Source organism: Pseudomonas glycinae (genome assembly GCF_001594225.2).
GTDB lineage: Bacteria > Pseudomonadota > Gammaproteobacteria > Pseudomonadales > Pseudomonadaceae > Aquipseudomonas > Aquipseudomonas glycinae.
This window is the reverse complement of the sequence record NZ_CP014205.2, coordinates 1,381,411-1,395,523: the sequence shown is the minus strand read 5'-3', so window position 1 is coordinate 1,395,523 and position 14,113 is coordinate 1,381,411. Positions and strand designations below refer to the sequence as shown.

Annotated in this window: 7 protein-coding genes; 3 read left to right on the top strand and 4 right to left on the bottom strand. The window is 61.1% G+C overall.

What is annotated here, in order from left to right:
* The first annotated feature begins 39 nt into the window (after window positions 1-39).
* Entirely contained in the window at window positions 40-786 is a 747-nt protein-coding gene (cobM, locus tag AWU82_RS06280; protein ID WP_064381321.1) for a precorrin-4 C(11)-methyltransferase, read from the top strand.
* 124 nt (window positions 787-910) lie between these two features.
* Here cobM and nfuA read toward each other — a convergent pair whose 3' ends face one another.
* From nfuA to AWU82_RS06265, 3 genes are all read right to left on the bottom strand, one after another.
* A complete protein-coding gene (nfuA, locus tag AWU82_RS06275) occupies window positions 911-1,495 on the bottom strand; it encodes a Fe-S biogenesis protein NfuA (RefSeq protein ID WP_007959519.1) in 585 nt (194 codons plus the stop codon).
* Window positions 1,496-1,586: 91 nt separating this feature from the next.
* Complete coding sequence (locus tag AWU82_RS06270; protein WP_064381319.1) at window positions 1,587-2,588, bottom strand: acyltransferase family protein; 1,002 nt, start codon at window positions 2,586-2,588, stop codon at window positions 1,587-1,589.
* Window positions 2,589-2,783: 195 nt separating this feature from the next.
* The gene (locus AWU82_RS06265; protein WP_064381317.1) at window positions 2,784-5,078 is read right to left on the bottom strand and encodes a fatty acid cis/trans isomerase; all 2,295 of its coding nucleotides are present in this window, start codon (window positions 5,076-5,078) and stop codon (window positions 2,784-2,786) included.
* A gap of 159 nt (window positions 5,079-5,237) precedes the next feature.
* Between AWU82_RS06265 and metH the strand changes: the two genes are divergently transcribed.
* Window positions 5,238-8,948: a methionine synthase gene (metH, locus tag AWU82_RS06260; RefSeq protein WP_011334495.1), complete on the top strand. Its 3,711-nt coding sequence runs from the start codon at window positions 5,238-5,240 to the stop codon at window positions 8,946-8,948.
* 4 nt (window positions 8,949-8,952) lie between these two features.
* On the opposite strand, the gene AWU82_RS06255 is transcribed toward metH, so the two are convergent.
* Window positions 8,953-13,734 (bottom strand): dermonecrotic toxin domain-containing protein, encoded by a 4,782-nt coding sequence (locus AWU82_RS06255; RefSeq protein WP_064381315.1) that lies wholly within the window; start codon window positions 13,732-13,734, stop codon window positions 8,953-8,955.
* Between the two features lie 157 nt (window positions 13,735-13,891).
* Here AWU82_RS06255 and AWU82_RS06250 point away from each other — a divergent pair, with 157 nt between their 5' ends.
* Entirely contained in the window at window positions 13,892-14,110 is a 219-nt protein-coding gene (locus AWU82_RS06250) for a DUF2970 domain-containing protein (RefSeq protein ID WP_007959515.1), read from the top strand.
* Window positions 14,111-14,113 lie beyond the last annotated feature (3 nt).

The following is a 14,113-nucleotide window of genomic DNA, read 5'->3' as shown; positions in this document are numbered from 1 at the left end:
TGTGAAGCACCGCCTGCCCCTTTTTTACAGGATCCAACGATGACCGTTTACTTCATCGGCGCCGGCCCCGGCGACCCGGAATTGATCACTGTCAAAGGCCAGCGGCTGATCCGCCGTTGCCCGGTGATCATCTATGCAGGTTCGCTGGTGCCGACGGCAGTGCTGGAAGGTCATTGCGCTGAAACCGTGGTCAACAGCGCCGAACTGCACCTGGAACAGATCATCGACCTGATCAAGACCGCCCACGCCAAGGGCCAGGATGTGGCGCGGGTACATTCGGGGGATCCGAGTCTGTATGGCGCCATTGGCGAGCAGATTCGTCATTTGCGAGAGCTGGATATTCCGTTCGAGATCATTCCCGGTGTGACCGCTACCGCCGCGTGCGCCGCGCTGTTGGGCGCCGAACTGACCCTGCCGGACATCTCGCAAAGCGTGATCCTGACCCGTTATGCGGACAAGACGGCGATGCCTGCCGGTGAAGAGCTCGGCAATTTGGCGCAGCACGGGGCGACCATGGCGATTCATCTGGGGGTCAATCATCTGGAGAAGATCCTGGCTGAGCTGCTGCCGCATTACGGCGCGGATTGCCCGATCGCGGTGATTCATAGGGCGACGTGGCCGGATCAGGACTGGGTGACGGGGACGCTGGAAGATATTGCCGAGAAGGTGGCGGCGAAGGGTTTTCGGCGTACGGCGTTGATTCTGGTCGGGCGGGTGTTGGGCAGCGATCACTTCAGTGAGTCGTCGCTGTATCGTGCGGGACATGCGCACCTTTATCGACCGTGAATGGGACGCGGAGCGTCCCGGGCTGCATTCCCACGCGGACGGTTCGACGCCTCGACGTGGGAACGATCAACGCATAAAAAAACGGCGCTCACGGGGCGCCGTTTTTCATGCCGCAGCGAACACCTTAGTAATAGGCGTTTTCTTTCTGCGTGTGGTCGGTCACGTCGCGAACGCCCTTGAGCTCAGGAATGCGCTCAAGCAGGGTGCGCTCGATGCCTTCCTTCAGGGTCACGTCCGCCTGGCCGCAGCCCTGACAACCGCCGCCGAACTGCAATACGGCAATGCCGTCTTCAACGACATCGATCAGGCTGACCTGACCGCCGTGGCTGGCCAGCCCCGGGTTGATTTCGGTTTGCAGGTAGTAGTTGATGCGCTCGTTGATCGGGCTGTCGGCGTTGACCATCGGCACTTTGGCGTTTGGCGCCTTGATGGTCAGCTGGCCGCCCATGCGGTCGGTGGCGTAGTCGACGACGGCATCATCGAGGAACGCTTCGCTGAACGAGTCGATGTAAGCGGTGAAGCTTTTCAGCCCCAGCGCCGTGTCTTCAGGTTTCTCTTCGCCCGGCTTGCAGTAGGCAATGCAGGTTTCGGCGTACTGGGTGCCAGGCTGGGTGATGAAAACGCGGATGCCGATGCCCGGGGTGTTCTGCTTGGAGAGCAGATCGGCCAGGTAATCGTGGGCGGCGTCGGTAATGGTAATAGCGGTCATGGAGACTCCTCGCAGGCTTGAGGCGGAGTTTACGCCAATCGGCGCGCGGCACAAAGTCCTACTATTTACGTAGGAATAGTTCGCAAATCGGCTAAGCGCCAGGTTCGCCGTCAATCCGTGCCCTAAGCCATTGATAACTGCGTTTTTCCACCCATTCGTAGCTCAGCCACGAACCGATAGCAATGGCCAGCGCACAGACGATAAACATCAAATACGGGTTGATTCCGTAGCGCCGGGCCAGATAACCACCGGCCGACAGCACCAGCACATGCATCAGATACACCGAGTAGGAACAGTCGCCCAGCAGTTTGAGCAGCCTGTTGCGTTCGACATGCCGCTCCAGCGCCATACTGGCCATGACCAGCACCGCACTGGGCACGCCCCAATTGAGCAATCGGGGTTCCGGCGGCAGATGATAGATCGCCACTAATGCCGCACCGATCCCCAGCAACGGCAGCCAGAGCGCCGGTCCGATCCAGCCGCGGCGATAGAACATGCCGATACTGATCCCGAGCAGGAACTCATAAACGATGTCCGAGCGATAGAACTCGCTGACCCAGCCAAACCCGGTCCAGGCCTGACACACCGCAAACAGCAGCGCCGCGACCACCAGCAGGCGTACTTGCAGCCGGAACAACAGTGCCCAGGCAAACAACACGTAGAACAGCATTTCGTAATTCAGGGTCCAGCCGACATTCAGAGTCGGATAGATCCCGTAGCCGCCGGGGTTTTCGGTCGGGATAAACAGCAACGACAACAGCAAATGGCTCCAGTCCACCGTTTGATCCGGCAGCAGCGGCCGGGCGAATACCACCAGCACCGCCATCAGCACGGTGTAGAGCCAATACGCCGGAACAATACGGAACAGTCGATACAACAGAAACCGCGCCGGCGGCAGTGCCTTGCCTTCGGTGGACAGGAAAATCACCAGCCCGCTGATCACGAAAAAGATATCGACGCCCACGGCGCCCTTGTCGATGAACAGCTGCCCGATCGGCCCGCGCGCCTCGAAGTCGAAGAAAATCTGCATGAAGTGATGGCAGACCACCGCCCACGCGGCGAGCGCTCGCAGGGCCTGCACTGAAATCAACATTGCCCACTCCCGTCACTCTTTCTGAACCACCACTGAACTCTGTGGGAGCGGCGGTGCGACGACTCGACTTGCCCGCGATGGCGGAGTGTCAGGCCACTTAAATGCCGGATGGACCGCCCTCATCGCTGGCAAGCCAGCTCCCACAGGAACTTTGTGTCTAGTCATAAATTGGGACAGCAGGCTCGCGTCAAACGATCAAAGATTCTCGTACCGGTTCATGTCCAGCACACCCTCTTCCACCGGCTCGGTCTCGTGGATGTACTGGCTCAGGTCGTGGAAATAGAACCAGAACTGCGGATGACTGCGGCGAATCCCCCAACGTTCGACGATCTTCTCGAATTGCGGCGCATCCTTGGCGTTTTCCATCGCATCGACAAACGCTGGCACCTGATCCGCCGGGACGTTGAACATGAAATTCGGGTAGCTGCTGAGCACGCCCGGATAGATCGTCAGCGTGTCCAGCCCCGGCTGATAACGCAGCGATTCGCCGAGCAGGAACGCCACGTTGCTGTGGGCGCGGTTGCGCAGCAGGCTGTAGACCTCGCGCTTGCCGCTGCGGGTTTCAACCCGCAGCATGGTGGCTTCCGGCAATTGATCGATCACTTTCAGCCCCGCCGCCGGGCGCGAAGTCAGGCGACTCAGCGCCTGTTCGGCATTTTGCAGCGCCGGGTCGATGTTCGGGCGCGAGCAATAGGCGTCTTCGCAGCGGTTGATCGGATCCGGACGCGCGTTGAGATCGCCGTAACGCGCCAGCAACTGCATGGCGAAATCGTGTTTCGGGTCTTTCTCGTCGAGTTTCAGCGCGGTCGGCTTGTCGTCGTCGATGGCTTCGTAATCGAGCCACATCTTGAACTGGCCGCTGCTCTGGTACCAATCGTCGAGGTAGCCTTCGCGGGAATCGGCGGGCATCAGGCGCAGGAAGTTCTGTTCGGCGCCGTTGCGGATCAGGTCGAAATACAAGCGGGTTTGCGCCTGATGGGAGACGTTGCCGAACACATCGAAATTCACCGCCAGCTGGTAATAGGTGCGCTCCAGCAGCGGATAGTCGAACAGCCACATCGTCTGCGGCACCTCGCCGATCAGGCCCTTGGTCACCGAAGCGCTGTCGAAGTGACGGAAGATGCTGAGCAAGGCGTTGTCGTTGCCGGCCCACAGGGTCGACCAGCTCGGTGCCGGCAGGTCGGCGTAGCTGTCACGGCGCAGGGCTTCGTATTGGTTTCGCTTGTTGCGGTAGTTGTGCCACAGGCTCAGGACACTGCCGACATCGTCGTTCTGCCCCGGCATGGCCAGCAACGGCGTGGCCTGGCCGCGATAGTTCGGGTCGGTGATGTACAGGTCGTGTTCCGGCGCCTGGAACAGCGCCCAGAAGTTGTCGCGGATCACGTCGGTCGCGATCTGCCCACGGCACACCGGGCCGCGAATGAAGGTGCGCACGAAGTATTCGGCGTTATCGAGCATGAACTGATAACGCGCCTGCGCCGGGATCGCCTCGAAGGTGGCGAACGGGTTGGCCCGGCTCTGCGGACCGTAGCCCGGCAAGGCGTTGACCTGCCAGTGGCCGTTGTAGAACAGGCTCTTGACCCGCGCCATCTTCGCCGCACTCAGCGGATAAGTGATGTGGGTCTTGTGCACGATCACGCCCTGCACCGGCCACAGGCGATAGTAGACCTGGGTGCCCGGATCGTCGTTCGGGCGACGGGTGGCGATCAGATCGATTGGTTGCCCGGTCGGCGTGCGCGAACGCACCCACTGGAAGTAATGCCCCGGCTCGCCGTCCTTGAAATAGATGTGCGCCAAAAACCAGTGTTCGAACAACCAGCGCCCGACCAGACTTTCCCGCGCGCCAGGCTGGTTGAGCAGGTTTTCCCACTGGACGATCTGCATCGCCTCCTTGGCGCTTGGCGCCAGGCCTTGCTCGTCGATCGGCGCACCGGAAGCGAGCCAGCGCTGCAGCGTCTGATATTGCTGATCGGTCAGCCCGGTCACCGCCAGCGGCATGCCCTCTTTCGGATGGGCGCCAGCATAGCCGTCGAACTCCGCAGGCATCGCGCACAGGTTTTCGCGATTGAGGCCCAAGACGATGTCTTCCGGCAGCTTGGCGTTGGGTGTCAGCGGCGTTTTGTGTCCCAGCTCCAGCATGCGTGCCATCAGAGCGGCCTGACTACCTTGGGCGTCGAGCACCGAATAGAAGTCTTTCTGCTGCCAGGCCCGTTTGCCGAAGGCGTCATAGAACAGCCGGGTGGTCGGCGCCGCCTGGGTGCGTTCGCCATCGTAGACCGGCATCTTGCTCGCGCCACGGGCCGCACCTTCGCCGCTGCCCAGGTTCAACTGACAGGCAGAGTCGTAGCACGCATGGCAGGCCACACACTTTTCGGTGAAGATCGGCTGGATGTCTCGAGTGTAGGAAATAGAAGAAGAAACAGCGGGACTCTGCGCCGCCGCGCCAAAGCTAAAAAACAGCAATGCAATGCTGATGACGCGGTACGACATGTCCCTGATCCTGATCCTGAAGAAAAAACGCCGCGATTCTACCGTTATGACGCCCGTACCAACATGAGCGATATTCATGCAAAAGCGCCACATGCTCTAAAACCGCACAGGTTTGTTATGATCCCGCCCCTTCGTCATGGTCTTTTTCGAGTAGTCCCAATGTCCGATCGCAGCGTTCGCCTTCAAGCTCTCAAGCAAGCTCTCAAAGAGCGCATCCTGATTCTAGACGGCGGCATGGGCACGATGATCCAGAGCTACAAGCTCGAAGAGCAGGATTATCGCGGCAAACGCTTCGCCGACTGGCCGAGCGACGTCAAGGGCAACAACGACCTGTTGGTGCTGACCCGCCCGGACGTGATCGGCGGCATCGAGAAAGCCTATCTGGATGCCGGTGCCGACATCCTCGAGACCAACACCTTCAACGCCACGCAGATTTCCATGGCCGACTACGGCATGGAAGAACTGGTCTACGAACTCAACGTAGAAGGCGCCCGTCTGGCACGCAAGGTCGCCGACGCGAAAACCCTCGAGACCCCCGACAAGCCGCGCTTCGTCGCCGGCGTTCTCGGCCCGACCAGCCGCACCTGCTCGCTGTCGCCGGACGTCAACAACCCGGGCTATCGCAACGTCACCTTCGATGAGCTGGTCGAAAACTACACCGAGGCCACCAAAGGCCTGATCGAGGGCGGCGCGGATCTGATCCTGATCGAAACCATCTTCGACACCCTCAACGCCAAAGCCGCGATCTTCGCCGTGCAAGGCGTATTCGAAGAACTGGGCTTCGAGTTGCCGATCATGATTTCCGGCACCATCACCGACGCCTCCGGCCGCACCCTGTCGGGCCAGACCACCGAAGCCTTCTGGAACTCCGTGGCCCACGCCAAACCGATTTCGGTCGGTCTGAACTGCGCCCTCGGTGCCCGCGAACTGCGTCCGTACCTGGAAGAGCTGTCGGACAAGGCCAGCACTCACGTGTCCGCTCACCCGAACGCCGGCCTGCCGAACGAATTCGGCGAGTACGACGAACTGCCGGTGGACACCGCCAAGGTCATCGAAGAATTCGCCCAGAGCGGCTTCCTCAACATCGTCGGCGGTTGCTGCGGCACCACGCCGGGCCATATCGAAGCCATCGCCAAAGCCGTCGCCGGTTACGCGCCACGGCAGATTCCGGACATTCCCAAGGCCTGCCGCCTGTCGGGTCTGGAACCGTTCACCATTGATCGCAGCTCGTTGTTCGTCAACGTCGGCGAGCGGACCAACATCACCGGTTCGGCCAAATTCGCCCGGCTGATCCGTGAAGACAACTACACCGAAGCCCTGGAAGTCGCCCTGCAGCAGGTCGAGGCCGGCGCCCAGGTGATCGACATCAACATGGACGAAGGGATGCTCGATTCGAAGAAGGCCATGGTGACCTTCCTCAATCTGATTGCCGGCGAGCCGGACATCTCCCGCGTACCGATCATGATCGACTCCTCGAAATGGGACGTGATCGAAGCCGGCCTCAAATGCATTCAGGGCAAGGGCATCGTCAACTCGATCAGCATGAAAGAAGGCGTCGAGCAGTTCATCCACCACGCCAAACTGTGCAAGCGCTATGGCGCCGCCGTGGTGGTGATGGCGTTCGACGAAGCCGGCCAGGCTGACACCGAAGCGCGCAAGAAAGAGATCTGCAAACGCTCCTACGACATTCTGGTCAACGAAGTCGGCTTCCCGCCGGAAGACATCATTTTCGACCCGAACATCTTCGCCGTGGCCACCGGCATCGAAGAACACAACAACTACGCTGTGGACTTCATCAACGCCTGTGCCTACATCCGCGACGAGCTGCCGTATGCCCTGAGCTCCGGCGGCGTGTCCAACGTGTCGTTCTCGTTCCGCGGCAACAACCCGGTGCGCGAGGCGATCCACTCGGTGTTCCTGCTGTACGCGATCCGCGCCGGCCTGACCATGGGCATCGTCAACGCCGGTCAGCTGGAGATCTACGACCAGATCCCGCAGGAACTGCGCGACGCCGTTGAAGACGTGATCCTCAACCGCACGCCGGAAGGCACCGACGCCCTCCTCGCCATCGCCGACAAGTACAAGGGCGACGGCAGCGTCAAGGAAGCCGAGACCGAAGAGTGGCGCGGCTGGGACGTCAACAAACGTCTGGAACATGCGCTGGTCAAGGGCATCACCACCCACATCGTCGAAGACACCGAAGAGTCCCGTCAGTCCTTCGCGCGCCCGATCGAAGTGATCGAAGGCCCGCTGATGTCCGGCATGAACATCGTCGGCGACCTGTTCGGCGCCGGCAAAATGTTCCTGCCGCAAGTGGTGAAATCCGCCCGCGTGATGAAGCAGGCCGTGGCGCACCTGATTCCGTTCATCGAACTGGAAAAAGGCGACAAGCCGGAAGCCAAGGGCAAGATCCTGATGGCCACGGTCAAAGGCGACGTGCACGACATCGGCAAGAACATCGTCGGCGTGGTGCTGGGTTGCAACGGCTACGACATCGTCGACCTCGGCGTGATGGTGCCGGCGGAGAAGATCCTGCAGGTGGCCAAGGAGCAGAAGTGCGACATCATCGGCCTGTCCGGTCTGATCACCCCGTCGCTGGATGAAATGGTCCATGTGGCCCGCGAGATGCAGCGCCAGGACTTCCACCTGCCGCTGATGATCGGCGGCGCGACCACCTCCAAGGCGCACACGGCGGTGAAGATCGAGCCCAAGTACAGCAACGACGCAGTGGTCTACGTGACCGACGCCTCCCGCGCCGTGGGGGTGGCGACGCAGTTGCTGTCCAAGGAACTGAAAGCCGGTTTCGTCCAGAAGACCCGCGAAGAGTACATCGACGTCCGCGAGCGCACCGCCAACCGCAGCGCCCGCACCGAACGCCTGAGCTACGCCGCCGCGATCGCCAAGAAGCCGCAGTTCGACTGGGCCACTTACACCCCGGTCAAACCGACCTTCACCGGCACCCGCGTGCTGGACAACATCGACCTCAACGTTCTCGCCGAGTACATCGACTGGACGCCGTTCTTCATCTCCTGGGACCTGGCCGGCAAGTTCCCGCGCATCCTCGAAGACGAAGTGGTCGGCGAAGCGGCGACCGCGCTGTACAAGGACGCCCGCGAGATGCTGACCAAGCTGATCGACGAGAAGCTGATCAGTGCCCGTGCGGTGTTCGGTTTCTGGCCGGCCAATCAGGTGCACGACGACGATATCGAGCTGTACGGCGATGACGGCAAGCCTATGGCGCGCCTGCATCACCTGCGTCAGCAGATCATCAAGACCGACGGCAAACCGAACTTCTCCCTCGCCGACTTCGTCGCGCCGAAGGACAGCGAAGTGACCGACTACGTTGGTGGTTTCATCACCACCGCCGGGATCGGCGCCGAAGAAGTGGCCAAGGCTTATCAGGACGCCGGCGACGATTACAACTCGATCATGGTCAAGGCCCTGGCCGACCGTCTGGCAGAGGCGTGCGCCGAGTGGCTGCACCAGCAAGTGCGCAAAGAGCACTGGGGTTACGCCAAGGATGAAGCCCTCGATAACGAGGCGCTGATCAAAGAGCAGTATTCCGGCATCCGCCCTGCCCCCGGCTACCCGGCGTGCCCGGATCACACCGAGAAGGCCACCCTGTTCGCCCTGCTCGACCCTGAAGCACAGGAAATGCGTGCCGGTCGCAGCGGCGTGTTCCTCACCGAGCACTACGCGATGTTCCCGGCGGCAGCCGTCAGCGGCTGGTATTTCGCCCATCCGCAGGCGCAGTACTTCGCCGTGGGCAAGGTCGACAAGGATCAGGTGCAGAGCTACACCTCGCGCAAAGGCCAGGAACTGAGCCTGACCGAGCGCTGGCTGGCACCCAATCTGGGCTACGACAACTGAGCCATCAGATTCGGTCCGAGTCGTCGGAAGAGGAGGAACCGTCCGGTTCCTCCCACTCGCGATCAGCCAGCCATTGCTCAAGCGTCTCCCGGGATATTCCCAGCACCGACTGAGCGCCCGTTCGCTCAGCATGGTCGCGGATCCGTTGCAGACTGTCTGTCGACAATGATCGCAAGTGTCCCGATAAATGTGTTCCGGCAAGCAGTTCATCATGGCGGCCGTCAAACGCCTGTGCCGGAATATCCCTGATCGGATTGCCGAACAGCTTCAGCGTATGCAGACGCTCGGCGTGCAGCACCCCGGCCGGCCATTCCTTCAGGTCATTGCCGTTCAAATGCAGCCGCTCCAGCCAGGGCGGGATCGCTGCGTTGAAATCCTTGAGTCGGTTGTGATTCAGTTCCAGCAGCTCCAGCGCCTCCAGAGACGCGGCGTTGAAGGATTTGAAACGGTTGTAGTTCAGACTCAGGCGCCTGAGGTGCTGCAGCGACTCCAGCCGCTGTACGACAGTGCGCCCGTCCTGCAAGCGATTGGCGGACAGATCCAGTTGCTCAAGCCGCTGCATGTCGCCGATGGCTTGCGGCAGGTTCTCCAGTGCATTGGCAGCCAGGTCCAGGGTTTCAACTTGCGTGAACGACAGGAGGAAATCGTTGAGGCCCTGCTCGCTCAGTTCCAGCCCTCGCAGATTCAAGCCCGCCACATGGGTAAAGGCTTCCGGCAGCCTGGGCAACGCTCCCACACCGAGAGTGCCTTCCAGATCCAGCACATAATCGGCCTCGCCAGCCTCACCGAGCAGACCCAGTCGCCAGCACTCGATGATTTTTTGTGCCGCGTCCCCGCGACCTTCCGATGAAATTCGCGGATGCCTGAAACGCTGTTCTGAACTGCGCCGGACGAAGATCCAGCCATTCAACTCCCGGGTCATCACGTCGAACCGCCGGTTCCACTCAGCGAGCCGCGCACTGACTTGTTCGTCGCTGACGCCGATGCGCAGGTACTCGACCGCTTCAATGGCCTCCTGCTCCGACAACTCGGGAATGATTCGCTGCAGGCGAGCGATGAAGGAACCTGGATGCTCTTCAGCGGGCAATGCCGGTGGCAGCGGCAACAACCGCGAGGCCACGCGCGACCCCGTCTCGATGGGGTGCGGGTAAGGGTCGGGTATCGGTTCAAGGGCAAACCTTGCCAACGCCCCCTCCGGCAGCCCCAGGGTCGACTCGACCCGTTGTTGTGCCGCCCGCAGGCGGACTTGCGTTTCGTCTGTAAGGGGAGCACCGGTCAGATTGGTATTGATCAACAGTTCGTCACGGGCAAGCATTTGCGGCGCCAGCGTGGTGATGCGGGTGTTGCGCAGATCCAGCCAGCGCAGCGCCCGAAGCTCTTCGGCTGCCCGTGGCCATTGTTGCAGTTGCGTCCCTTGAAGGTTCAGGACTTTAAGGTTCGGCATGTTCGAGACGTCCAGCCGATACAGCGGATTGCCGGACAGGTTGAGCTCCACCAGTTTCACGCGGGTATCGGTGGGGACGGGATTGGTGGTCAGCGCACATTCACTGAGATCGAGATGGCGAATCTCGGGGAACGCGCGCAGGAATCCACGCATTTGTGCAGCATCTGAACGGCGCGATTGCAGACGCAGGGATTTCACATGAGGAAAAGTCCCCGGCATGGGTGGCAGCGGGTCGTCGCAGATCCACTCGAGGTGACTGTAACCCGGGGTTTCGGCAGCAAGTGGTGCATTGCGCCAGCATTGCTTCAACTGACGCACAGCTCGCAAGCGCTCTTCGACATGCGCACCGGGAACCGCCCATTGAGCGAGCGTTGATTCAAGGCGCTCCCACTCAAGCGCGCGTTCGACCAGCCCTTGCATGATCTGCGCGTCGCTTTGGCCTTCTCTCATCGCTCTGAGGATGACGCCGTTGGCCTGTCGCAAATCCAGATTCGGATAAACGTCGAGCAATCGGATCACCAGAGAAGGATTGACACCCGAACGCCCTACTGCGCCCTCCCCACTGGCGAAATACCCCAGTCGACGACCTTCGAGACGCACTGGCGGTGTGAACGCACGGACGCCCTGGCCGGGTGGAACCACGAAGGCGCGAACCTGCTCCGGGTGAGCGGTGGCGTAATCGATGATCGCACGTTGTAGCCTGGCGCCGTCCGTCATCCCGAATATCCCCAGCGCCTCTGTTGTTTGCCGTGGCAAAGCGCGCATGAGCGCGGGGAAAAACCGATCGAGCCGAGCGCTCGATGCCTGCTCGCTGAATGCCTGGAACAACGGCCCCTGTTTCACCAGATACACCCGGTGTGCCGCCGATTCGCTGCCAATCGCCTCAAGCAGCCCGCCCTGTCGATGCCGATCGCGAAACTCCAGTCGCACATCACCCGGCCAGCCCGGCAGTTTCTCGAGCAACTGCAAAGCCAGACGCCCACTGTCGGCTGAAGGATGCTCCAGGTACAAACCGGCATACGCGCGACTCGCCCGCCCCTGACTTGCGTGCCAGCGCGCCTCCTCCAGCAGACGGCGAGGGACTGGCCTGGAGGTTTGCAAGATCGCCAGCGAGTCGGCATCGGCATGAGCCAGCACCTCGCGGGCGGCGGCATCGCCGAGTCCCGGGCACGCCGTTTGCAGCTTGATGATTCGCGCGTCCGGCGCGGCAGTGCCGCGAGGCGCTTCAAACAATTGCAACGCATCGGCCAGTTCGGGCGGCGGCGGCAGGTTATCCAGATGCATTTTGCGCAAAGCGTTGTCACTGACACCGCCGATATCGGCGATGGCCAGCAATTGCGTGTCTGAAAGACTGTCGGTTCGATGCCCGATGCGGCGCAGCAGCGTCAGCCGATCCCAGGACAACGGACGCTCCAGCGTATGGCGCCAGGCACCGACGCCGTTGTGGCTGAGCGGCGGCTGATAAGCGTGGGGATCGCGGGGATGCCGCACTCGCCAGCGCTTGATTGTCCTGTCCCAGTGCTTCTCGTACGCCCTGCCCTCGATCCGGATCCAGGTTTTTTCCCCTTCGGTCAATTGCCCCAGGGCATTGGGTTCGTGTTGGTGAAGATGCCAATCGGGGCTTTCATAGGCCGTCAGATCCGGACGCCACAGCCGGGTTTCGCCGCTGGCCAATGTGACCGGATGCAGTTTTTCCACCACGGGTGCAGCCGTTGCCGGTCTGACGCCGCCCAGGCTTTTTCCGGCCCCGGCGAGCACGCCGAACAGCACCAGATTCTCCGCGACATCGATCAAGTGTGCCTTGGCGGCCTGGCGATCCCCTTCGCTCCAGTCAATGACGCCTTCAATGGACTCTTCCAGCAACTGACCGACCATGACGCCAGTCATGATCTCGCCCAGAACAGGTACAAACCCTGCTGCCGTGGTCAGCACCAGCATGCCGATGTTCAGCAATGCCGCGAGCTTCTCACTGCGCACTTTCGCATCGACATCAGCCGTGGGTACGGCGTGACTGCGGGCATCGGCAGTGAGCCGGTCGCGGTGTTGCTCGAAAAGATAGTTCCACAGGTCAACGTTTTCGGATGCGGGGTCGTCGCCCTCGCGGGGAATGACTGCCGGGGCCAGATAAGGGTCGTCCTCCGGGAGCGGTTGCTGGCGCAGGGGCGGCCATTCATGGACGGATGTGAAGCCGGTGAAGGGATTGAGCATTGTAAGGAGCTTGAGAACAACACGCCCGGCGGCGGATGCGTCCGAGGCATCGCGAGTGAACTGACTGAAATAGTCCGCGCGATCGGCATAAGCCACGAAACGGCTGAAAAACCGCTGATACGCCGTCGGCACAAACTCTGCCGACGAGCCGCTGTCGCGTTCGCTGAAGCGCTTCCTGAACATGTCCCACAGTTGCTTGCGCGTATAACGCTTCAACGGGTGCCGGGGATCATGGGGGATATAGAGCAGCAAATCGTCTGTATAGCGATCATTCTCGCTGATCGAGAAACAGACGCATCCAGTCATACGATGCTTCATCAGGCTCAGTTCGTGAAACCAGACGCTCTTGTTGCCCAGGCGAGGATGACGGTTGCCATCGATGACCGACAGGATCATCGAGTAGTCGGCAGGCTCGATGTCGTTGCACAGCAGCGCCTGCTCGGCAGCAGCGCGCAGATCAGTCTTGGCGGCGCCGATGAAATTGTCCCGCAGGGTCGCTTGCACCTCTTCGGCGTGGAGATAGCCCCTGAGGTAGGCCTGATACTTGGCGCCGATGTCCAGCGAACGGCATAGCGTGATGAACCCGGGAACGGTCAACGTGGTTTGCAGGGGAAGGAGCACACCGGATGTCCACCACTCGATCAAGAAACCGGAGGAATCGTGGAACGCCTCAGGCTCACATTCCGAGGCTGCAAAGTTATGCAGCGCCGCCTGCAGCAGCGGCAGTTTCATGAACTCGAACACACCCACTTCTATCGAAAGGATCCCCATTTGAACCGGTTTGTTCAGGCACAGATAAATCACATCGACATCCATCTCCACGCCAAATTGCTCCTGCAATGCCTTGGTCAGCAAAGGTCTGGCAAAGGTGTCGATGTCTTGCAGGGATGACAGTTGTCGGTCCAGCCGGGACTGGGCGACGAAACTGGCGACAACGGCGTCGTTCAACGCGCGACGCTGCTGCGCGGTGGCCTGGCGATAACCGGGCGTCAGTGCCGCGTTGGCGCTGCCCAGCTCCGCACGTCGCTGCGCCGTGGCGTCCGTCAGCCAATCGGGAATGGCCTGTTCAAGAAACGGACCGTGGATGCTCTGTGAGGCCGCGGGTCTCATATCAGCGGCGGGAATCGGTGGCATGGCGCCTCTCCTGTGGGATGAGGCGTCAGCACACCATTTCGCGGGCGACCGTTCGCAGTAGATAGTTATGCCGGTGCCACCAAGGCATTACCAACGGTTTCGCGCGCTGTCGGCCGATTGACTATGCTCAACAGGCACACTTTGAGACGAGGGATGTATGGACGATCCAGTCGACAACAAACCACCGACCTTCTGGCAGATGCTGCACAGCGTCATGGCGGCGGCGTTCGGGGTGCAAAGCGGCAAGAACCGGGCGAGGGATTTCACCCACGGCAAGCCGAGTCATTTCATCTTTCTGGGCATTGCGTTCACGGCAGTATTCGCCCTGACGCTGTTCGGCATCGTTCAACTGGTGGTGCATCTGGCCGGCGTCTGACTC

What these genes read in the sequence shown, in the direction of transcription:
- cobM (WP_064381321.1), top strand. Translation starts at nt 40, where the DNA reads ATGACCGTTTACTTCATCGGCGCCGGCCCCGGCGACCCGGAATTGATC.
- nfuA (WP_007959519.1), bottom strand. Translation starts at nt 1,495, where the DNA reads ATGACCGCTATTACCATTACCGACGCCGCCCACGATTACCTGGCCGAT.
- AWU82_RS06270 (WP_064381319.1), bottom strand. Translation starts at nt 2,588, where the DNA reads ATGTTGATTTCAGTGCAGGCCCTGCGAGCGCTCGCCGCGTGGGCGGTG.
- AWU82_RS06265 (WP_064381317.1), bottom strand. Translation starts at nt 5,078, where the DNA reads ATGTCGTACCGCGTCATCAGCATTGCATTGCTGTTTTTTAGCTTTGGC.
- metH (WP_011334495.1), top strand. Translation starts at nt 5,238, where the DNA reads ATGTCCGATCGCAGCGTTCGCCTTCAAGCTCTCAAGCAAGCTCTCAAA.
- AWU82_RS06255 (WP_064381315.1), bottom strand. Translation starts at nt 13,734, where the DNA reads ATGCCACCGATTCCCGCCGCTGATATGAGACCCGCGGCCTCACAGAGC.
- AWU82_RS06250 (WP_007959515.1), top strand. Translation starts at nt 13,892, where the DNA reads ATGGACGATCCAGTCGACAACAAACCACCGACCTTCTGGCAGATGCTG.